Origin of the sequence: Paenibacillus sp. LHD-117 (assembly GCF_030929555.1) — a bacterium.
Taxonomy (GTDB): Bacteria; Bacillota; Bacilli; order Paenibacillales; family Paenibacillaceae; genus Pristimantibacillus.
Window position 1 is genome coordinate 52,002 of sequence record NZ_JAVFVT010000031.1, and the last position, 18,474, is coordinate 70,475.

Genomic DNA, 18,474 nt, shown 5'->3' on the forward strand with positions numbered 1-18,474 from the left:
TTCGGCCGCGGCTCGAATAGAAACGATGCTTGTTCCCCCCAAGGGAGCGGTATCGTTTCTTTTTTTGTTTATCGAGAAACTTCTACATCTTATCCGGTGTTCATACAATATACGAGAAAGCGGACAGGGGAGCGGATCGAATTATTAGTCGATCCCTATTTTAGAAAAAAAGTTTTAGAGAATCGACAACTTCTATAGGGAATCATGTGTTTATAGGGTAATAGGAACTTTCGAACAGGAGATGAAGGGATGTCAATGGATCGCGAGATTGACGATGTGCTTGATTTTATTAGGGGGAAGTTCGGTATTCCCGATGGAGACGCGGAACTGGAGTCGGAGCTTGCGGGCATTCGGATGGAACTTGAGAAACTGCAGCAGAAATTTGTTGTCATTCAAACGGGGAATGGCGGATCATAAACCCAGAATTGGAGCTGAAGAGCATGTCGCAAGGGAGCAGCGTTGAGGAAGTCATGGATTTTATAAACCTCGCTCTTCGGCTGCCTGAAGGCGACGAAACATTCGACGAGGAACTAAACGGGATTCGTACCGAGTTGGAACGATTGAAGGAGAGCAAGGTGCAGTTTCATACCTGTCATATCGATAGCGGCAACTTCTGGACGGTCGTCAATCAAAGGATCGAAATCAGTTTGTTATTAATGGAAGCGGAGGAGAAAACGGCGGTGCCTGTTTACGGATTTGATTGGGTATTGAAGGTATTTAAATCTCGATATGAGATCGAGGATGAAAGTGATCGGTTCAAGTTAACCTTTGATGGGGAAACGGTTGAATTAGAGAGACTAGACGAGAATCGAATACGCATTGCATCCAATAAAGATAAGGTAGAAATCATCGCAGGGTCGTTCGAGAATTATTTGGATGGACGAGAGCCTTTCGAGAAAGAGTTTTATTATGAGCACTATGGGTGGTTCGTGCCGAGCAGAGTGACGCTCGTGGAGAGTGTTAGTCTGGACGCAGACGCGAAACAACCTTTTCTTGCGGTGATAAGACTATTGTTAACTTACTTTCATGTCATCGCAATCCGCTGCAGCGACGTTTCTCCGCAGATTCAAGCATGGCTGGAGGAGTTGGCTTATCTGAAGGAAGTCCAAATCGGCGATGAGACGCTAATCGTCTTTCAGGATCCAGCTACGATGTAGAACCGAGAAATAGGCGCATGTGAAGCAGCCTCCATCTATCTTTTCATGTTGATCGTACTTTTATGGTACGGTCTTATTCGCGTTAAACGGGAGTCACGCATATTAAATTGTTGCAAATCGCCGCTTGCGACAAAAAGTACCATGAATCTCGCTTGACATGCATATAGGCGAAGTGATAATATATCGAAGTGTGCCTGATGACCGGGCTTACGGAATCGTTTCGTATAATAATGATCCGCCTGGGTCTGTGGGCTTAAACTTTGGGTGAAATGTCTACCATTATAAAGACATGATTTAGGGGAAGGGGGTGGCAACATGCCAACTATTAACCAGCTCGTTCGTAAAGGTCGTCAAGCGAAAGTCGTTAAATCGAAATCGCCAGCCTTGCAAAGAGGCTTTAACGCTCTGAAACGTGAAGCAACTGACATCAGCGCTCCACAAAAACGCGGTGTGTGCACTCGTGTAGGTACAATGACTCCGAAAAAACCGAACTCCGCGCTTCGTAAATACGCGCGCGTACGCTTGACTAACCGTGTTGAGGTTACTGCGTACATCCCAGGTATCGGTCATAACCTGCAAGAGCACAGCGTTGTTTTGATCCGTGGCGGTCGTGTTAAGGACCTTCCGGGCGTACGTTACCATATCGTTCGCGGCGCGCTTGATACTGCGGGTGTTAACAACCGTAACCAATCGCGTTCTAAGTACGGTACGAAACGTCCTAAAGTTAAGAAGTAAGAAGTATAACCCAAGCGGGTTAATACCATGCTAGAACAAGTTACTATTAGAAGAAAGGGGGACTTTACATGCCACGCAAAGGTCCTGTAACAAAACGCGATGTGCTTCCGGATCCGGTTTACAATAGCAAACTGGTTACGCGCCTAATCAACCGTATTATGATCGACGGTAAGAGAGGCACTGCACAAACACTGTTATACGATGCTTTCAAGCTGATCCAAGAGCGTTCCGGTAAAGATCCAATGGAAGTGTTCGAAGCAGCATTGAAAAACATCATGCCGGTTCTTGAGGTTAAAGCTCGCCGTGTAGGCGGCGCTAACTACCAAGTACCAATCGAGGTTAAACCTGAGCGCCGTACGGCTCTTGGTCTTCGTTGGCTCGTGAACTACTCGCGCAACCGCGGCGAGAAAACGATGACGGAACGTTTGGCTGCTGAAATTCTGGATGCTTCCAACAACACTGGCGCATCCGTTAAGAAGCGTGAAGACACGCACAAAATGGCTGAAGCAAACAAAGCGTTTGCTCACTACCGTTGGTAGGATAACCATAAACGAGAGGAGACATATTCATGGCAAGAGAGTTCTCCTTGAAAAATACGCGTAATATCGGTATTATGGCGCATATTGACGCTGGTAAAACCACGACAACTGAACGGATTTTGTTCTACACGGGCCGTACCCACAAAATCGGCGAGGTGCACGAAGGTGCAGCTACGATGGACTGGATGGAACAAGAACAAGAGCGCGGCATTACGATTACGTCTGCCGCGACTACCGCTCAATGGGATGGACACCGCATCAATATCATCGATACTCCGGGTCACGTTGACTTCACGGTTGAAGTTGAACGTTCCCTACGCGTATTGGACGGGGCCGTTGGTGTTTTCAGTGCGAAGGAAGGCGTTGAGCCGCAGTCCGAGACTGTATGGCGTCAAGCTGACCGTTACGGCGTTCCACGGATCGCTTACATTAACAAAATGGACATCATTGGCGCGGACTTCCTGAATGTCGTCAAAGACATGCGCGAGCGTCTGCAAGCTAATGCCGTCGCGATCCAAATTCCGATTGGTGCCGAGAGCGATTTCTTGGGCGTCATCGATATTATCGATCGCGTAGCTTACAAATACAAAGATGATCTCGGCAAAGATCCCGAGAAAATCGAAATTCCTGCCGAATATGCCGACCAAGTCGAAGAGCTCCGCAGCGAGCTTGTAGAGAAAGTAGCAGAGCTGGACGAAGAGCTGATGATGAAGTATCTGGAAGGCGAAGAAATTACGACTCCAGAACTCAAAGCAGCGCTCCGCAAAGGCGTTTGCGAAGTGAAAATCTTCCCGGTTATCGCAGGTTCCTCTTACCGTAACAAAGGCGTTCAAATGATGCTTGACGCTGTCGTTGCTTACCTTCCTTCCCCGCTTGACGTACCGGCAATCAAAGGTACGCTTGAAGACGGCGAAGAAGCGATTCGTCATTCTTCGGATGAAGAGCCATTCGCAGCGCTTGCGTTCAAAATCATGACGGACCCTTACGTTGGTAAGCTGACGTTCTTCCGTGTATACTCCGGCGTCCTGAAATCCGGCTCCTATGTTCTGAATGCAACGAAGAACAAACGCGAGCGTATCGGACGGATCCTGCAGATGCATGCGAACTCCCGTCAAGAGATCTCGGAAGTTTACGCGGGCGACATCGCTGCCGCGGTCGGTCTGAAAGATACGATCACCGGTGACACGCTTTGCGACGAGAAGCACACAATCGTGCTCGAGTCGATGAACTTCCCTGATCCGGTTATCTCGGTTGCCATCGAACCAAAAACGAAGGCTGACCAAGACAAGCTGGGTATCGCGATCTCCAAGCTGGCTGAAGAAGATCCTACCTTCCGTGCTCACACGGACGAAGAAACGAACCAAACGATCATCTCCGGTATGGGTGAGCTTCACCTTGAGATCCTCGTTGACCGTATGCTTCGCGAGTTCAAAGTTGAGACAAACGTTGGTAAGCCGCAAGTTGCTTACCGTGAGACGTTCCGTCAAGCGGCGAAAGTCGAAGGTAAATTCGTTCGTCAATCCGGCGGTAAAGGTCAGTTCGGTCATTGCTGGGTCGAGTTCGAACCACAAGAGGCTGGCGCAGGCTTCAAATTCGAAAGCAAAGTCGTGGGCGGTTCGATTCCTCGCGAATTTATCGCTCCGATCCAAGCTGGTATCGAAGAGTCGATGAAGAACGGCGTAGTTGCCGGCTTCCCGCTCGTTGATATTAAAGCAACCGTAGTCGATGGTTCCTACCATGACGTCGACTCCTCCGAGATGGCGTTTAAGATCGCCGGTTCCTTGGCGCTTAAAGCAGCAAAAGAGAAATGTAAGCCTGTTTTGCTCGAGCCAATCATGAAGGTCGAAGTTACGGTTCCTGAAGAGTACATGGGCGACGTTATGGGCATGCTGAACTCCCGCCGCGGTCGCATCGAAGGTATGGATACTCGCGCAGGCGCGCAAATCATCCGTGCTAAGGTGCCTCTCTCCGAGATGTTCGGTTACTCCACGACTCTTCGTTCCGGTACCCAAGGACGCGGCGTATTCTCGATGGAGCTTTCTCACTATGAAGAAGTTCCGAAGTCGATCGCCGAAGAGATCATCGCGAAACACAAAGGTTCGGCTGAGTAAGGGCAACCAAGCTCTGTCCGCTTGAACAAGTTGTATTTTGGCCGACAACGGGCGTAATCTTACGATCGGTGCCGGCCTACACATAAAATAAAAAGTGATATTGAGGAGGATTCAGTTCAATGGCTAAGGCAAAATTTGAACGTAATAAACCGCATGTTAACATCGGTACAATCGGTCACGTCGACCATGGTAAAACAACTCTGACTGCTGCTATCACAACTGTACTTTCCAAAAAATACGGCGGTGTAGCTACAGCATTCGACCAAATCGACAAAGCTCCAGAAGAGCGCGAGCGCGGTATCACGATCTCGACAGCTCACGTTGAGTACGAGACGCCTAACCGTCACTACGCTCACGTTGACTGCCCAGGTCACGCCGACTACGTTAAAAACATGATCACTGGCGCTGCCCAAATGGACGGAGCTATCCTGGTAGTATCCGCTACTGACGGCCCAATGCCGCAAACGCGCGAGCACATCCTGCTCTCCCGCCAAGTAGGCGTTCCTTACATCGTTGTATTCCTGAACAAATGCGACATGGTTGAAGACGAAGAGCTTCTTGAGTTGGTTGAAATGGAAGTTCGCGACCTTCTGTCCGAGTATGATTTCCCAGGCGACGACACGCCAATCATCCGCGGTTCCGCTCGTGAAGCTTTGCAGAACCCAGAAGGAGAATGGGCTGGCAAAATTATCGAATTGTTCGACCAAATCGATACATTCATCCCAACTCCAGAGCGCGACACGGCTAAGCCTTTCCTTATGCCTGTCGAGGACGTATTCACAATCACAGGCCGTGGTACAGTTGCTACAGGTCGTGTAGAGCGTGGTATTATCAAAGTGGGCGACGAGATCGAAATCATCGGTCTTCAAGAAGAAACTCGCAAATCAATTGTTACGGGCGTTGAGATGTTCCGTAAATTGCTTGACTCCGCTCAAGCAGGCGACAACGTAGGCGCACTTCTTCGCGGTGTAGACCGTAAAGACATCGAGCGCGGTCAAGTTCTGGCTAAACCGGGTTCCGTTAAGCCACACACGAACTTCACAGCTCAAATCTACGTTCTGACTAAAGAAGAGGGTGGCCGTCACAAGCCTTTCTTCACTGGCTACCGTCCACAGTTCTACTTCCGTACAACTGACGTTACGGGTATCATCAACCTGCCAGAAGGCACTGAGATGGTTATGCCTGGCGACAACATCACAGTTACTGTTGAACTGATCGCTCCAATCGCGGTTGAAGAGGGCACTCGCTTCTCCATCCGTGAAGGCGGCCGTACTGTAGGCGCTGGCGCAGTTGCAACAATCCAAAAATAATGCCATGCGGCTTCAGCCGCATGCATGCGGAAACCCCCACTTCGGTGGGGGTTTCTTTGCGTTTGCGCATATATGTCGTATTAACTTTTATTAACATATAAGTTTGCATTGACGAGGCTGCCATCCTCCAATTAAGATAAAAGTTATAAAATAAAAAGTCGCAATATCGCTAAAAAAGCGTAATAATCGCGTTTACCCACATACTTTAATGAATAAAAGCGATAAAGCTTTGATGCATATGCGATGGAGTGCGAAAAAGAAATCGAATTGAATCGAGAGGGGTTAATCGAATGAAAAAGCAATTTTGGATTGGATTGGCTTTAGCATCTTTGATGGTCGTAACCGCGGCTTGCGGCGGCAATGGAGGCAAATCGAATGCAGGTAACGACGAACAAGGAACCGCTAACGCAGGCGACACGGAGAAAACCTATTCCATCGCGATTTCCCAGATCGTAGAGCATCCTTCCTTGGACGCTACTCGCGAAGGTTTCCTGGCCGCACTTAAGGATGCGGGCTTCGAAGAAGGCAAAAACCTGAAGGTCGATTACAACAACGCGCAAGGCGACGCTAACAACGTGAAAACGATCGCCGAGAAAATCGCATCTTCGGATGTAGATCTGGCTTTGGGAATTGCAACACCAACGACTCAAAGTTTGGTTGATGAAGTGAAAGACAAACCGGTATTGTTCGCAGCCGTTACAGATCCTGTGGACGCGGGCATTGTTTCGCAATTGAAAGCGCCTGGCGGCAACGTTACGGGCGCGGCCGATACGAACCCGGAAGCGATCGTGAAGACGATGGACTTTATCGCGAAGGAATTCCCGGACGTGAAGAAGGTTGGCCTTGTCATTAACGAAGGCGAAGCAAACGCTGTTGTCATGAGCGGAATCGCCGAAGAAGCGCTAGCGAAACATAACATCGAATTGGTCAAAGCGGCTGTCGCGAACAGCTCGGACATTCAACAAGCGGCACAGTCTTTGGTTGGACGCGTAGACGCGATCTACATTACGCTCGACAATATGGTTGTCGGCGGCGTCGACAGCATTATCGAAGTGGCGAACGAGAACGACATTCCGTTCTTCTCGGCAGACCGTGATACGGTTGAGAAGGGCGCTTTCGCGACTGTCGGATTCAAGTATTATGATCATGGTTACGAAGCAGGCCAAATGGCGGTTGAAATCTTGAAGGGCAAAAATCCGGGCGAGATGGATGTAACGATGCCTCAGAAACTCGACTTTATTTTCAACTTGAAGGCTGCCGCTGAGCAAGGGATTACGGTTACGGATGCCATGAAGGCATATGTACAAGATCCGGCAAACAATATTATTGAATAAGAGACTACGTACAACTGCAAATTAATGTAGACAGCTATGGGGTGATCGGGTAACCTGGTCCACCCCATTGCTATTCATGAAGGAGGATTTGTTTTATGCTTGCATCGATGCAAGGCGCCGTCGAATCAGGCTTGTTATACGCTTTAATGGCTCTAGGCGTTTTTATTACGTTTCGTATTTTGGATTTTCCCGATTTGACGGTGGACGGCAGCTTTACAACCGGGGCGGCCATCGCAACGATCATGACGGTGAATGGCTCACAACCATGGATTGCGATTATATGTGCTTTCTTAGGTGGTGCGGCAGCCGGTTTATGTACGGGGTTGCTTCATACGAAAGGGAAAGTAAACGGACTATTGTCCGGCATTATTATGATGATTGCACTCTATTCCATTAATCTTAGGATTATGGGCAAACCCAACGTTTCATTGCGCAACGAAATGAATGCTTTCGATCATATCCCCGTTATTGCTATTGGACTGATTCTAGCAGTTGGAGTGAAGCTGCTCCTTGACCAATTTTTCAAAACGGATCTTGGCTTAAGCTTGCGCGCTACCGGGGATAACAATCGGATGATTCGAAGCTTTGGGTCCAATACGGATGTAACGACGATTGTAGGAATCGCGTTGTCGAACGCGCTGGTTGCGTGTTCGGGAGGACTGATCGCCCATCATTTGAAGTATGCGGACAACAGCATGGGCATCGGGATGATCGTCATCGGTCTCGCGTCGGTAATAATCGGCGAAGCGATTTTCGGCGCAAAGACGATTTTCAGAGCAACGTTAGCCGTTATTCTCGGCGCTATCATCTACCGCGTCATCTACGCGCTTGCCCTGCGCGTTCCGGGCATGGAGGCACAGGATATGAAGCTGATTACCGCGGTAATCATTACATGCGCTCTTGTTGTCCCAACTGTTAGACGGGCCATCAACCAAAAGACGACGGCCAAAAAAAGAACGGCGGAAGTATTGGCGAATCTTCGCCAAGCGAGCGGGGGTGAACGGTGATGCTGAAGATCGACGGTGTTTCCAAATTGTTTAATCCCGGCACGGTTGACGAGAAGATTGCGCTTATGAACGCGAACCTCCATTTGAAGCCCGGAGATTTCGTTACTGTAATCGGGAGCAACGGCGCAGGCAAATCGACTCTCATGAATATTATCTCTGGCGTCATGAAACCCGATGCAGGCAAGATTTTCATTGAAGGCAAGGATGTCAGCGAACTGACCGAATTTACGCGTAGCAGATGGATCGGCCGTGTATTCCAAGATCCGATGGCCGGCACGGCACCTCGAATGACGATTGAGGAAAATTTGGCAATCGCATATAAACGCGGCAAGAAACGCGGATTCTCTTTAGGAGTAACCGGCAAGACGCGCAAAATTTTCCGAGAAGAACTGCATCGTCTCGGCATCGGCCTCGAGAACCGCATGGGCGCGAAGGTCGGGCTATTGTCCGGCGGCGAACGCCAGGCGCTCAGCCTGCTCATGGCGACGTTCACGCGTCCTCAGATCCTGTTGCTCGACGAACATACAGCTGCGCTTGACCCGGCTCGCGCCGAGCTTGTCACGAAACTAACGGAAGCGATCGTGCGCGAGCTGAATCTAACGACGTTGATGGTCACGCATAATATGGAACAAGCGATTCGCCTCGGCAACCGCTTGATCATGATGGACAAAGGCAAGATCATTCTGCAGGTCGACGAAGATCGAAAGAAAGAAGATCTGACCGTAGATCGTTTGCTCGGCGAGTTCGAGCAAATCAGCGGCAAGAAGATGGCCGACGATCGGGTCGTGTTGGGATAGATGAGCGTAGCTTCATGCTTAAGAGAAGGTATGGCTTCCGGTCGCTGTTAAACATCGTGTTCCTTCATTGTATTGTTAAGGTTGGAACACGACGTTTAAAGGCGAACGTAAACTCCTCCAGCTATACCTTCTCTCCAACTCTCGCAACCCTCCTCCGCTATTCAAAACCAAAATTGTCGCCTTCTTGCGGTAGCAAGAAGAAAGAAAACAAGTAAACCGCTCAATCCGTGCATGGATGCTCGTCATCCATTCCGGGATGGAGCGGTTTTTTCTTTTTGCCGCCATCGATTTACTATGTTATAGAAGAAACGCGAAAGCGATTGGAGCATGCTCCGGTGATCGCGCAGCTTTAGTCGTATACCAAGCCCAGAGCGGTTTTCGGGAAATCCTTCTTTTATTCGTGAAACAAAATGTTTTAGTTGCAATCGCCCGCCCAATCCGATATAATATTGACTGTTGGTCTGACGTTGCGTTGATGTGAGAGGTTGCCGACACACCCGGCCCCTTTGCCATGGGACCTGTGGCGGGTTATTCTCACGGAGTATGTCCGATTAAAAAATTGGGCGAAAGAAGGAGGGACTTATATGGCAAAGCAAAAGATTCGTATCCGCTTGAAAGCATACGATCACAGAATTCTTGATCAATCCGCAGAGAAAATCGTGGAAACTGCAAAACGTTCCGGTGCAGGCGTATCCGGGCCGATTCCGTTGCCAACGGAAAAGCAAATCATCACTATTCTTCGTGCGGTTCACAAGTACAAGGATTCCCGTGAGCAATTCGAAATGCGCACACACAAGCGCTTGATCGACATTGTGAATCCTACGCCGCAAACCGTTGATGCGTTGATGCGTTTGGATCTGCCGTCCGGTGTAGATATCGAAATCAAGCTTTAATTCGCACGAACATCCGTATATACGATCATAGAGAGGAAATGAGGTGTCAACATGAAAGGTATCTTAGGGAAAAAACTAGGAATGACTCAAGTTTTTACTGCTGAAGGTAACGTAGTTCCAGTAACGGTAATCGAAGCTGGTCCAAACGTTGTTCTTCAGAAGAAAACTGTCGAAACTGACGGATATGAGTCCGTACAGCTCGGTTTTGCCGATAAGAAAGAAAAAAGATCTACCAAACCGGAGATCGGTCACGCTAAGAAAGCAGGCGCGACTCCTAAGCGCTACGTTCGCGAAATTCGCGGAATCAACCTTGGCGAGTATGAAGTTGGCCAGGAAGTGAAGGCTAACCTGTTCGCGGAGGGCGAATTTGTTGACGTAACAGGTATTTCGAAAGGTAAAGGCTTTGCCGGCGTTATCAAACGTTGGGGACAAAGCACGGGTCCTATGTCTCACGGTTCCCGTTACCACCGCGGGCCGGGTTCGATGGGTTCCATCCAAGCCAACCGCGTACCGAAAGGCAAACACCTTCCAGGCCACATGGGTCACGAGACAATCACGATCCAGAAGCTTGAAGTTATCCGCGTCGATGCGGAACGCAACGTCATTCTCGTTAAAGGCTCCGTACCTGGACCTAAGAACGGATTCGTTAAAGTAAAACAAACGGTTAAGAACTAATCGTTCTTAAGAAGAAAGGAGGAACACGAAATGCCTAAAGTAACAGTATTCAATGTGAGCGGTTCGCAGGTTGGCGAATTGGAATTGGCCGAGAACGTATTCGGAATCGAGCCTAACACTCACGTTATGCATAGCGCAGTCGTTCTGCAGCAAGCTGCGGAGCGTCAAGGAACGCACAAAACGAAAGGCCGCTCCGAAGTACGCGGCGGCGGTCGCAAGCCTTGGAAACAAAAAGGCACTGGCCGCGCGCGTCAAGGTTCCATTCGCTCCCCGCAATGGGTTGGCGGCGGCACTGTATTCGGACCTACGCCTCGTTCGTACGGCTTCAAATTGCCTAAGAAGGTTCGTCGTCTTGCGATTAAATCCGCATTGTCTTCCAAAGTGATCGCGAACAACATCATCGTTCTGGATCAACTGACATTCGCGGCTCCTAAGACGAAAGAATTCAAGAGCATTCTGAACAACCTGAAAGCCGATCGCAAGGCTTTGGTTGTAACAGCTAACTATGAGGATAATGTAGCATTGTCCGCACGCAACATCCCTGGTGTGAAGTTCGTCGCAGCTGACGGCATCAATGTTCGCGATGTGCTTGTGTATGACAAGCTGATCATCACCAAAGAAGCAGTAGAGAAAGTACAGGAGGTGCTTGCGTAATGAAAAATCCACGCGATATTATCAAGCGCCCGGTTATTACGGAACGTACGAGCGATTTCATGGCTGCCAAACGTTATGTGTTTGAAGTAGACCTTCGCGCGAACAAAACCGAAATCAAACAAGCTATTGAACAAATCTTTAACGTAAAAGTAACCGGCGTGAACACAATGCGTGTAGCGGGTAAACCGAAACGTTATGGCAGACATAGCGGATACAGACCTGACTGGAAAAAAGCAATCGTTCAGCTGAGCGCTGACAGCAAAGAACTCGAGTTCTTTGAAACGTCTGTTTAGAAAAGGAGGGAATACAAGTGCCAATCAAAAAGTACAAACCGACCTCTCCAGCTCGTCGTGCGATGTCCGTATCGACATTCGAGGAAATCACGACAAGCACACCGGAGAAATCGTTGCTTGCGCCGCTCTTCAAAAAAGCAGGCCGTAACAACCAAGGTAAAATTACGGTTCGCCACCATGGCGGCGGACATAAACGTAAATATCGTATCATTGATTTCAAACGTACCAAAGACGGTATCGTAGGTAACGTAGCGACGATCGAATACGATCCGAACCGTACCTCGAACATCGCTTTGATCCACTACGTTGACGGCGCGAAAGCTTACATCATCGCACCGAAGGGCCTTAAAGTGGGCGATCAAGTCGTTTCCGGACCTGACTCGGACATCAAAATCGGCAACACGTTGCCGCTTAAGAACATCCCTGTCGGTACAGTTATCCACAACATCGAGTTGAAACCGGGCAAAGGCGGCCAATTGGTTCGCGCAGCTGGTACTGAAGCTCAATTGCTGGGTAAAGAAGAAGACTACGTATCGATCCGCCTGAGCTCCGGCGAAGTTCGCCGCATCCTGAGCACTTGCCGCGCAACAATCGGTTCTGTTGGCAACGAAGATCACGAACTCGTGAAAATCGGTAAAGCCGGCCGTAACCGTTGGCTCGGCAAGCGTCCTGAAGTTCGCGGCGTCGTCATGAACCCGAACGATCACCCACACGGTGGTGGTGAAGGCCGTGCTCCAATCGGACGTAAGTCGCCGTTGTCCCCATGGGGCAAACCGACTCTGGGCTACAAAACACGCAAGAAAAAGAAAGCATCGAGCCAATACATTATTCGTCGCCGCACGAAGTAATAGTCGCTTGATACAATCCGCGTGATGGAGTCATCACGCCAGCGCTTACGCGAAGGGAGGATTCTACATGGGTCGCAGTTTGAAGAAAGGTCCATTCATCGACGGTCATCTTCTGAAGAAGGTCGAGGATCTGAACGAAACAAACAAAAAGGTCGTAATCAAAACATGGTCCCGCCGTTCGACGATTTTCCCGCAATTCATCGGACACACGATCGCGGTATACGATGGTCGCAAACACGTGCCGGTATACGTGACTGAGGACATGGTAGGACACAAGTTCGGTGAGTTCGCACCGACTCGTACGTACAAAGGCCATGCTAACGACGACAAAAAAACGGGCAGACGCTAATTTGCCCTTTCCAAACTTTTTTAATGAACGAGAGGAGGTTCTCACATGCCAGAAGCTAAAGCGCACGCTAATTTCGTCCGTATCGCTCCTCGCAAAGCGCAGCTCGTAGCGGACTTGATCCGTGGCAAGAAGGTAGGCGAAGCGATCGCGATTCTGCGTCACACGCCTAAAGCCGCTTCCCCGATTATCGAGAAGCTGCTGAACTCTGCGATTGCTAACGCTGAGCATAACTATCAGCTGGACGTTAATAACTTGGTCGTAACGCAAGTATACGCAAACCAAGGTCCTACAATGAAACGTTTCCGCCCGCGCGCGATGGGTCGCGCAAGCCGGATTAACAAAAGAACCAGCCACATCACCTTGGTGGTATCTGAAAAATAAGGAGGGATAACGTGTGGGTCAAAAGGTAAATCCAGTCGGTCTTCGTGTCGGGATTATCCGTGATTGGGAATCCAAATGGTACGCAGGCAAAGACTTTGGCGATCTTCTTCTGGAAGACGTGAAAATCCGTGAGTACTTGAAGAACAAGCTGAAAGACGCAGCAGTATCCCACATCGAAATCGAGCGCGCGGCTAACCGCGTGAACGTAACGATCCAAACCGCTAAACCAGGTATGGTTATCGGCAAGGGCGGTTCCGAAGTAGAAAACCTGCGTACGGAACTTGGCAAGATTTCGAAGGGCAAAAAAGTTCACATCAACATCTCTGAAATCAAACAAGCCGATCTGGACGCTATCTTGGTAGCAGAAAGCATCGCACAACAACTTGAGCGTCGCGTATCTTTCCGCCGTGCATTGAAACAAGCGATTCAACGTTCCATGCGCGCCGGTGCCAAAGGGATCAAAACCGCAGTCAGCGGTCGTCTCGGCGGTGCAGAGATCGCACGTAGTGAAGGCTACAGCGAAGGTACGGTTCCGCTTCATACGCTTCGTGCTGATATTGACTACGGCACGGCTGAAGCACATACAACTTACGGCCGCATTGGCGTAAAAGTATGGATCTATCGCGGCGAAGTCCTTCCTACGAAGAAGAAAGCTCCCCAGGAAGGAGGCAACTAATCATGTTGGTACCTAAACGTGTAAAACACCGTAAGCAACAACGCGGTAACATGAAAGGTCGCGCGAAAGGCGGCACTACGGTTGCTTTCGGCGAATACGGCTTACAAGCGCTTGAACCATCTTGGATCACGAACCGTCAGATCGAAGCGGCTCGTATCGCGATGACTCGTTACATCAAGCGTGGCGGTAAAGTTTGGATCAAGATCTTCCCTGACAAACCGATCACTCAGAAGCCTCTAGAAGTGCGGATGGGTAGCGGTAAAGGTAACGTTGAGAAATGGGTATCCGTTGTTAAGCCGGGCAAAATCATGTTCGAGCTGGCTGGCGTACCTGAAGAAGTAGCTCGTGAAGCAATGCGCCTTGCGGCTCACAAACTGCCTGTCAAAACGAAGTTCGTGAAACGCGAAGAAGTGGGTGGTGAAGCAAATGAAGGCTAGTGAATTTCGCAACCTAACCTCTGCTGAGATTGAACAACAGGTCGCCGGTTTTAAAGAAGAGCTGTTCAACCTTCGTTTCCAATTGGCTACTGGCCAACTGGACAATCCGACTCGGATTCGTGACGTGCGTAAGGAAATAGCTCGTGCTAAAACCGTTTTGCGTGAAAGAGAACTCGGGATCAGCAGCTAATTATAAACCTTGCCTAACAATATGATCACGGATGAAGGAAGGAGGCAAAACATGAGCGAACGCAATGCCCGCAAAGTTCAAATCGGCAAAGTGGTAAGCGACAAAATGGACAAAACAATCGTGGTGGCTGTAGAAACTTACAAAAAACATGATTTGTACCATAAACGCATCAAGTACACGAAGAAGTACAAAGCACATGACGAAAACAACCAAGCGAAAATCGGCGATACCGTCAAAATCATGGAGACTCGTCCACTTTCCAAAGACAAGCGCTTCAGATTGATCGAGGTAGTTGAAGTTGCAGTTGTTCTCTAATAAGCTAAGCAATACCCCTCAGCATTAATGCCGAAAGGAGGACGTTATAAATGATTCAACCATTTACACGTTTGCGAGTTGCCGACAACTCTGGCGCTAAAGAATTGATGTGTATCCGCGTTCTGGGCGGCACAGGCCGTCGCGTTGGCCACATCGGTGATCTGATCGTTTGCTCCGTCAAACAAGCAACGCCAGGCGGCGTTGTCAAAAAAGGTGACGTTGTTAAAGCGGTAATCGTCCGTACGAAACGTTCGGTTCGTCGTAAAGACGGTTCCTACATCGCATTCGACGAGAATGCGGCGGTAATCGTGAAAGAAGATAAGAGCCCGCGCGGTACTCGTATCTTCGGACCAGTTGCCCGTGAGCTTCGCGATAAGGACTTCATGAAGATCGTATCGCTTGCGCCGGAAGTAATCTAATTGCACGACCCGATAAATGCCTGATAGCTTAGCGAGCAGGAGGTGTAACAAATGCCAAGACTAAAAAAAGTATTGGAATCCCACAACAATAAACTGCATGTGAAGAAAGACGATACGGTCATCGTCATTACCGGTAAAGACAAAGGTAAGAAGGGCCGCGTCATTGCAGCTTATCCTCGTGAGAACCGCGTACTGATTGAGGGCGTCAATATGGTGAAGAAGCATGCGCGTCCTTCCCAAACGAACCCGCAAGGCGGAATCATCGAGCAAGAAGCTCCAATCCACGTTTCGAACGTGATGCACGTAGATCCGAAGAGCGGCGGCGTAACTCGTATCGGTTACAAAGTGCTGGATAACGGCAAAAAAGTACGGATTGCGAAAAAATCCGGAGCACAGATCGACTAATCGTTATGGTAAGAAAGGAGGTCCATGAACAATGACAGCAAGACTGAAAGGTCGCTTTCTGAATGAAATCACTCCTGCCTTGATGCAGAAGTTCAACTATACTTCGGTTATGCAAGTGCCGAAAGTTGAGAAAGTCGTAATCAACATGGGTGTTGGCGAAGCGGTTTCCAACTCCAAAATTCTCGATGTTGCCGTAGAAGAGCTACGCATCATCTCCGGTCAAAAACCGGTTGTCACTCGTGCCAAGAAATCCATCGCGGGCTTCAAGCTTCGTGAGGACATGCCGATCGGGGTTAAAGTGACGCTGCGCGGCGAGCGCATGTACCACTTCCTTGACAAGCTGTTCAACATTTCCCTTCCGCGTGTACGTGACTTCCGCGGTGTATCGACTAAAGCGTTCGACGGACGTGGAAACTACACGCTGGGCCTGAAGGAACAGCTGATCTTCCCTGAGATCGAGTACGATAAAGTTGATAAAGTGCGCGGTATGGACATCGTCATCGTCACGACGGCAAAAACGGACGAAGAATCTCGTGAGCTGCTGACCCAAATGGGCATGCCGTTCACGAAGTAATCCACTTTTAGGAGGTGTAATACCCAGTGGCAAAAACTTCGATGAAAGTGAAGCAACAACGCACACCGAAATTCAAAGTGCGCGCTTATACGCGCTGTGAGCGTTGCGGCCGTCCGCACTCTGTTTTGCAAAAGTTTAAAATTTGCCGGATTTGTTTCCGCGAGTTAGCATACAAGGGCCAGATTCCTGGCGTGAAAAAAGCAAGCTGGTAATCAAGCCTAGTTCGGGAAGGAGGTTCACATAAATGGTTATGTCTGATCCGATTGCAGATATGTTGACGCGCATTCGCAACGCGAACGTGGTTCGTCACGAAACAGTGGAAATGCCTGCTTCGAAAGTGAAGAAGCAAATCGCTGAAATCTTGAAGCGCGAGGGCTTTATCCGCGATGCTGAATATATCGAAGACAACAAACAAGGGATTATCCGTATTTTCTTGAAATACGGCCCTAACCAAGAGCGCGTAATCACTGGCCTTAAGCGTATCTCGAAGCCAGGTCTTCGCGTGTACACGCAAGCGACTGAAATCCCTCGCGTGCTTGGCGGACTGGGAATCGCGATTATTTCCACGTCCAAAGGCGTTATGACGGACAAGGAAGCTCGCCAAGTGAAATCCGGCGGCGAAGTCGTCTGCTACGTTTGGTAATAAATAAGTCAGAAAGACAGGAGGTGTAACAATGTCCCGTATTGGTCGTAAACCAATTGCAGTCCCTGCTGGTGTAAGCATCAACTTGGACAACACAGTGATTACTGTAAAAGGACCGAAAGGCACGCTTTCCCGCGAAATTCACAAGGAAATGAAAGTGAACGTGGCGGAAAACGAAATCGTGATCGAACGTCCTTCCGACAATAAATTGCATCGTTCCCTTCACGGAACGACTCGCAGCATTATCGCAAACATGGTGACAGGAGTTACTGACGGCTTCACGAGAAATCTGGAGCTCGTTGGCGTAGGTTACCGTGCAAGCAAATCCGGAGATAAAATCGTGCTTAACGTTGGTTACTCCCACCCGGTTGAAATTGCTCCCGAGAGCAACATCGAGTTCGAGGTTCCAGCTAACACGAAAATCACCGTTCGCGGTATTGACAAAGAGCGCGTAGGCGCTGTTGCCGCTCAAATCCGTGCCGTACGCGAGCCTGAGCCGTATAAAGGCAAAGGTATCAAATACGAAGGCGAGCGCATCATCCGCAAAGAAGGTAAAGCTGGTAAGAAGAAATAATAAGGAACCTGAAGCGTTCCTTGCAATAGCTTCCTAAGGCATAAGGAAAGGAGGAACCCAAGCATGATTACGAAAGGCGACAAAAACAAGGCCCGTCTGAAAAGACACCTTCGTGTTCGCAAGAAAATCAACGGCACGGCTGCACGTCCTCGTCTGTCCGTATTCCGTTCCGCTAAGCACATGTACGCTCAATTGATCGACGACGTGGCAGGCGTAACGTTGGCTGCGGCATCCACTAAGGATAAAGAGCTGACGGAAGCAATCGGCAACGGCGGCAACGTAGATGCTGCTGCTAAAGTTGGCGAACTGATCGCGAAACGCGCTCAAGCACAAGGCGTAACCGACGTTGTATTCGACCGCGGAGGTTACTTGTATCACGGAAGAATTCAAGCGCTGGCTACCGCGGCACGCGAAGCAGGCTTGAATTTCTAATCACTCAATAAGGAGGTAAAACGACTTGCGTGTAGATCCTAATACGTTAGAACTGACTGAAAAAGTTGTTCATATCAATCGCGTAGCGAAAGTAGTAAAAGGCGGACGCCGTTTCAGCTTTAGCGCGCTTGTAGTAGTCGGCGACGGCAAAGGCTACGTTGGCGCGGGTATCGGTAAAGCGGGCGAAGTACCGGATGCGATTCGCAAAGGTATTGAAGACGCGAAGAAAAACCTGATCCACGTTCCACTCGTAGGAACTACGATTCCTCACCTTGTTCTTGGTCACTTCGGCGCAGGAGAAGTTCTTCTGAAGCCGGCTTCCGAGGGTACTGGTGTTATCGCCGGCGGCCCGGTTCGCGCTGTTCTCGAACTGGCTGGCGTAGGCGACATTTTAACGAAATCTCTTGGTTCTTCGAACTCCCTGAACATGGTTAACGCGACGCTTGAAGGTCTTTCCCGTCTGAAACGTGCGGAAGATGTTGCGAAGCTGCGTGGCAAAACAGTCGAAGAGCTGCTAGGTTAAGGAGGGAAATACGATGGCAAAATTGCAAATCACCCTCGTTCGCAGTTTGATCGGCCGCAACGAGAAACAACGCGCAACGGTCGAAGCGCTCGGCCTTCGCAAGATTCGTCAATCGGTCGTTCATAACGACAGCGCGGCGATCCGCGGCATGGTTAACGCGGTTAACCACTTGGTTACAGTCGAAGAAGTACAATAACGATAAG

General features: G+C 49.4%; 29 protein-coding genes. All 29 read left to right on the top strand.

The features are described 5' to 3' along the window. Positions 1-249 precede the first annotated feature (249 nt). A complete protein-coding gene (locus RB620_RS21855; protein ID WP_308098047.1) occupies positions 250-417 on the top strand; it encodes a hypothetical protein in 168 nt (55 codons plus the stop codon). A 23-nt stretch (positions 418-440) separates the two neighbouring features. Beyond that, positions 441-1,157 carry a hypothetical protein gene (locus RB620_RS21860; protein WP_308098049.1) on the top strand — a complete coding sequence of 239 codons (717 nt, stop codon included), beginning with the start codon at positions 441-443 and terminating at the stop codon, positions 1,155-1,157. Between the two features lie 315 nt (positions 1,158-1,472). Next, positions 1,473-1,892, top strand: coding sequence for a 30S ribosomal protein S12 (gene rpsL, locus RB620_RS21865; RefSeq protein ID WP_257451653.1), 420 nt, complete (start codon positions 1,473-1,475; stop codon positions 1,890-1,892). A gap of 68 nt (positions 1,893-1,960) precedes the next feature. Next, positions 1,961-2,431, top strand: coding sequence for a 30S ribosomal protein S7 (gene rpsG / locus RB620_RS21870; protein ID WP_087570303.1), 471 nt, complete (start codon positions 1,961-1,963; stop codon positions 2,429-2,431). 29 nt (positions 2,432-2,460) lie between these two features. Beyond that, positions 2,461-4,542, top strand: a complete 2,082-nt coding sequence (gene fusA / locus RB620_RS21875) for an elongation factor G (RefSeq protein WP_308098051.1) — start codon at positions 2,461-2,463, stop codon at positions 4,540-4,542. Positions 4,543-4,661: 119 nt separating this feature from the next. After that, positions 4,662-5,852: an elongation factor Tu gene (gene tuf / locus RB620_RS21880; protein ID WP_308098053.1), complete on the top strand. Its 1,191-nt coding sequence runs from the start codon at positions 4,662-4,664 to the stop codon at positions 5,850-5,852. A gap of 290 nt (positions 5,853-6,142) precedes the next feature. Further along, positions 6,143-7,186 carry an ABC transporter substrate-binding protein gene (locus RB620_RS21885; protein ID WP_308098055.1) on the top strand — a complete coding sequence of 348 codons (1,044 nt, stop codon included), beginning with the start codon at positions 6,143-6,145 and terminating at the stop codon, positions 7,184-7,186. Positions 7,187-7,281: 95 nt separating this feature from the next. After that, positions 7,282-8,193 carry an ABC transporter permease gene (locus tag RB620_RS21890; protein ID WP_308098057.1) on the top strand — a complete coding sequence of 304 codons (912 nt, stop codon included), beginning with the start codon at positions 7,282-7,284 and terminating at the stop codon, positions 8,191-8,193. Further along, a complete protein-coding gene (locus RB620_RS21895) occupies positions 8,193-8,990 on the top strand; it encodes an ABC transporter ATP-binding protein (RefSeq protein ID WP_308098157.1) in 798 nt (265 codons plus the stop codon). The genes RB620_RS21890 and RB620_RS21895 overlap by 1 nt, the downstream gene beginning before the upstream one ends. Positions 8,991-9,574: 584 nt before the next feature. Next, a complete protein-coding gene (gene rpsJ / locus RB620_RS21900) occupies positions 9,575-9,883 on the top strand; it encodes a 30S ribosomal protein S10 (protein ID WP_005544556.1) in 309 nt (102 codons plus the stop codon). 51 nt (positions 9,884-9,934) lie between these two features. Next, positions 9,935-10,558, top strand: coding sequence for a 50S ribosomal protein L3 (gene rplC / locus RB620_RS21905; protein ID WP_308098074.1), 624 nt, complete (start codon positions 9,935-9,937; stop codon positions 10,556-10,558). A 30-nt stretch (positions 10,559-10,588) separates the two neighbouring features. Then, positions 10,589-11,212 carry a 50S ribosomal protein L4 gene (gene rplD, locus RB620_RS21910; protein ID WP_308098076.1) on the top strand — a complete coding sequence of 208 codons (624 nt, stop codon included), beginning with the start codon at positions 10,589-10,591 and terminating at the stop codon, positions 11,210-11,212. Continuing rightward, the gene (rplW, locus tag RB620_RS21915) at positions 11,212-11,505 is read left to right on the top strand and encodes a 50S ribosomal protein L23 (protein WP_308098078.1); all 294 of its coding nucleotides are present in this window, start codon (positions 11,212-11,214) and stop codon (positions 11,503-11,505) included. Before rplD ends, rplW begins: the two co-directional genes overlap by 1 nt. 17 nt (positions 11,506-11,522) lie before the next feature. Then, on the top strand, positions 11,523-12,353 hold the full coding sequence (rplB, locus tag RB620_RS21920) for a 50S ribosomal protein L2 (RefSeq protein WP_308098080.1): 831 nt from the start codon (positions 11,523-11,525) through the stop codon (positions 12,351-12,353). Between the two features lie 67 nt (positions 12,354-12,420). After that, entirely contained in the window at positions 12,421-12,702 is a 282-nt protein-coding gene (gene rpsS, locus RB620_RS21925; protein WP_308098082.1) for a 30S ribosomal protein S19, read from the top strand. Positions 12,703-12,747: 45 nt separating this feature from the next. Further along, positions 12,748-13,083: a 50S ribosomal protein L22 gene (gene rplV, locus RB620_RS21930; protein WP_308098084.1), complete on the top strand. Its 336-nt coding sequence runs from the start codon at positions 12,748-12,750 to the stop codon at positions 13,081-13,083. Positions 13,084-13,096: 13 nt separating this feature from the next. Further along, entirely contained in the window at positions 13,097-13,759 is a 663-nt protein-coding gene (rpsC, locus tag RB620_RS21935; RefSeq protein ID WP_087570315.1) for a 30S ribosomal protein S3, read from the top strand. Positions 13,760-13,761: 2 nt separating this feature from the next. Continuing rightward, on the top strand, positions 13,762-14,196 hold the full coding sequence (gene rplP / locus RB620_RS21940; protein WP_308098088.1) for a 50S ribosomal protein L16: 435 nt from the start codon (positions 13,762-13,764) through the stop codon (positions 14,194-14,196). Further along, entirely contained in the window at positions 14,186-14,386 is a 201-nt protein-coding gene (gene rpmC / locus RB620_RS21945) for a 50S ribosomal protein L29 (RefSeq protein WP_168123575.1), read from the top strand. The genes rplP and rpmC overlap by 11 nt, the downstream gene beginning before the upstream one ends. A gap of 51 nt (positions 14,387-14,437) precedes the next feature. Then, on the top strand, positions 14,438-14,701 hold the full coding sequence (gene rpsQ, locus RB620_RS21950; RefSeq protein WP_308098092.1) for a 30S ribosomal protein S17: 264 nt from the start codon (positions 14,438-14,440) through the stop codon (positions 14,699-14,701). A 50-nt stretch (positions 14,702-14,751) separates the two neighbouring features. Further along, positions 14,752-15,120, top strand: a complete 369-nt coding sequence (rplN, locus tag RB620_RS21955) for a 50S ribosomal protein L14 (protein ID WP_087570318.1) — start codon at positions 14,752-14,754, stop codon at positions 15,118-15,120. A 51-nt stretch (positions 15,121-15,171) separates the two neighbouring features. After that, entirely contained in the window at positions 15,172-15,525 is a 354-nt protein-coding gene (gene rplX, locus RB620_RS21960) for a 50S ribosomal protein L24 (protein WP_308098095.1), read from the top strand. 31 nt (positions 15,526-15,556) lie between these two features. Beyond that, on the top strand, positions 15,557-16,099 hold the full coding sequence (gene rplE / locus RB620_RS21965; RefSeq protein ID WP_308098097.1) for a 50S ribosomal protein L5: 543 nt from the start codon (positions 15,557-15,559) through the stop codon (positions 16,097-16,099). Between the two features lie 26 nt (positions 16,100-16,125). Next, positions 16,126-16,311, top strand: coding sequence for a type Z 30S ribosomal protein S14 (locus tag RB620_RS21970; RefSeq protein ID WP_013312154.1), 186 nt, complete (start codon positions 16,126-16,128; stop codon positions 16,309-16,311). Between the two features lie 32 nt (positions 16,312-16,343). Beyond that, positions 16,344-16,742, top strand: a complete 399-nt coding sequence (rpsH, locus tag RB620_RS21975) for a 30S ribosomal protein S8 (protein ID WP_119803810.1) — start codon at positions 16,344-16,346, stop codon at positions 16,740-16,742. Positions 16,743-16,773: 31 nt separating this feature from the next. Further along, the gene (gene rplF, locus RB620_RS21980; RefSeq protein ID WP_308098102.1) at positions 16,774-17,316 is read left to right on the top strand and encodes a 50S ribosomal protein L6; all 543 of its coding nucleotides are present in this window, start codon (positions 16,774-16,776) and stop codon (positions 17,314-17,316) included. 63 nt (positions 17,317-17,379) lie between these two features. Continuing rightward, positions 17,380-17,748, top strand: a complete 369-nt coding sequence (gene rplR, locus RB620_RS21985) for a 50S ribosomal protein L18 (protein WP_308098104.1) — start codon at positions 17,380-17,382, stop codon at positions 17,746-17,748. A 25-nt stretch (positions 17,749-17,773) separates the two neighbouring features. Beyond that, on the top strand, positions 17,774-18,271 hold the full coding sequence (gene rpsE, locus RB620_RS21990; RefSeq protein ID WP_068679339.1) for a 30S ribosomal protein S5: 498 nt from the start codon (positions 17,774-17,776) through the stop codon (positions 18,269-18,271). Between the two features lie 13 nt (positions 18,272-18,284). Beyond that, complete coding sequence (gene rpmD, locus RB620_RS21995) at positions 18,285-18,467, top strand: 50S ribosomal protein L30 (RefSeq protein ID WP_308098108.1); 183 nt, start codon at positions 18,285-18,287, stop codon at positions 18,465-18,467. Positions 18,468-18,474 lie beyond the last annotated feature (7 nt).

Excerpts from the sequence above, each read along its gene's own strand:
- RB620_RS21855 (WP_308098047.1), top strand. The coding sequence starts at position 250 with ATGTCAATGGATCGCGAGATTGACGATGTGCTTGATTTTATTAGGGGG.
- RB620_RS21860 (WP_308098049.1), top strand. The coding sequence starts at position 441 with ATGTCGCAAGGGAGCAGCGTTGAGGAAGTCATGGATTTTATAAACCTC.
- rpsL (WP_257451653.1), top strand. The coding sequence starts at position 1,473 with ATGCCAACTATTAACCAGCTCGTTCGTAAAGGTCGTCAAGCGAAAGTC.
- rpsG (WP_087570303.1), top strand. The coding sequence starts at position 1,961 with ATGCCACGCAAAGGTCCTGTAACAAAACGCGATGTGCTTCCGGATCCG.
- fusA (WP_308098051.1), top strand. The coding sequence starts at position 2,461 with ATGGCAAGAGAGTTCTCCTTGAAAAATACGCGTAATATCGGTATTATG.
- tuf (WP_308098053.1), top strand. The coding sequence starts at position 4,662 with ATGGCTAAGGCAAAATTTGAACGTAATAAACCGCATGTTAACATCGGT.
- RB620_RS21885 (WP_308098055.1), top strand. The coding sequence starts at position 6,143 with ATGAAAAAGCAATTTTGGATTGGATTGGCTTTAGCATCTTTGATGGTC.
- RB620_RS21890 (WP_308098057.1), top strand. The coding sequence starts at position 7,282 with ATGCTTGCATCGATGCAAGGCGCCGTCGAATCAGGCTTGTTATACGCT.
- RB620_RS21895 (WP_308098157.1), top strand. The coding sequence starts at position 8,193 with ATGCTGAAGATCGACGGTGTTTCCAAATTGTTTAATCCCGGCACGGTT.
- rpsJ (WP_005544556.1), top strand. The coding sequence starts at position 9,575 with ATGGCAAAGCAAAAGATTCGTATCCGCTTGAAAGCATACGATCACAGA.
- rplC (WP_308098074.1), top strand. The coding sequence starts at position 9,935 with ATGAAAGGTATCTTAGGGAAAAAACTAGGAATGACTCAAGTTTTTACT.
- rplD (WP_308098076.1), top strand. The coding sequence starts at position 10,589 with ATGCCTAAAGTAACAGTATTCAATGTGAGCGGTTCGCAGGTTGGCGAA.
- rplW (WP_308098078.1), top strand. The coding sequence starts at position 11,212 with ATGAAAAATCCACGCGATATTATCAAGCGCCCGGTTATTACGGAACGT.
- rpsS (WP_308098082.1), top strand. The coding sequence starts at position 12,421 with ATGGGTCGCAGTTTGAAGAAAGGTCCATTCATCGACGGTCATCTTCTG.
- rplV (WP_308098084.1), top strand. The coding sequence starts at position 12,748 with ATGCCAGAAGCTAAAGCGCACGCTAATTTCGTCCGTATCGCTCCTCGC.
- rplP (WP_308098088.1), top strand. The coding sequence starts at position 13,762 with ATGTTGGTACCTAAACGTGTAAAACACCGTAAGCAACAACGCGGTAAC.
- rpmC (WP_168123575.1), top strand. The coding sequence starts at position 14,186 with ATGAAGGCTAGTGAATTTCGCAACCTAACCTCTGCTGAGATTGAACAA.
- rpsQ (WP_308098092.1), top strand. The coding sequence starts at position 14,438 with ATGAGCGAACGCAATGCCCGCAAAGTTCAAATCGGCAAAGTGGTAAGC.
- rplN (WP_087570318.1), top strand. The coding sequence starts at position 14,752 with ATGATTCAACCATTTACACGTTTGCGAGTTGCCGACAACTCTGGCGCT.
- rplX (WP_308098095.1), top strand. The coding sequence starts at position 15,172 with ATGCCAAGACTAAAAAAAGTATTGGAATCCCACAACAATAAACTGCAT.
- rplE (WP_308098097.1), top strand. The coding sequence starts at position 15,557 with ATGACAGCAAGACTGAAAGGTCGCTTTCTGAATGAAATCACTCCTGCC.
- rpsH (WP_119803810.1), top strand. The coding sequence starts at position 16,344 with ATGGTTATGTCTGATCCGATTGCAGATATGTTGACGCGCATTCGCAAC.
- rplF (WP_308098102.1), top strand. The coding sequence starts at position 16,774 with ATGTCCCGTATTGGTCGTAAACCAATTGCAGTCCCTGCTGGTGTAAGC.
- rplR (WP_308098104.1), top strand. The coding sequence starts at position 17,380 with ATGATTACGAAAGGCGACAAAAACAAGGCCCGTCTGAAAAGACACCTT.
- rpmD (WP_308098108.1), top strand. The coding sequence starts at position 18,285 with ATGGCAAAATTGCAAATCACCCTCGTTCGCAGTTTGATCGGCCGCAAC.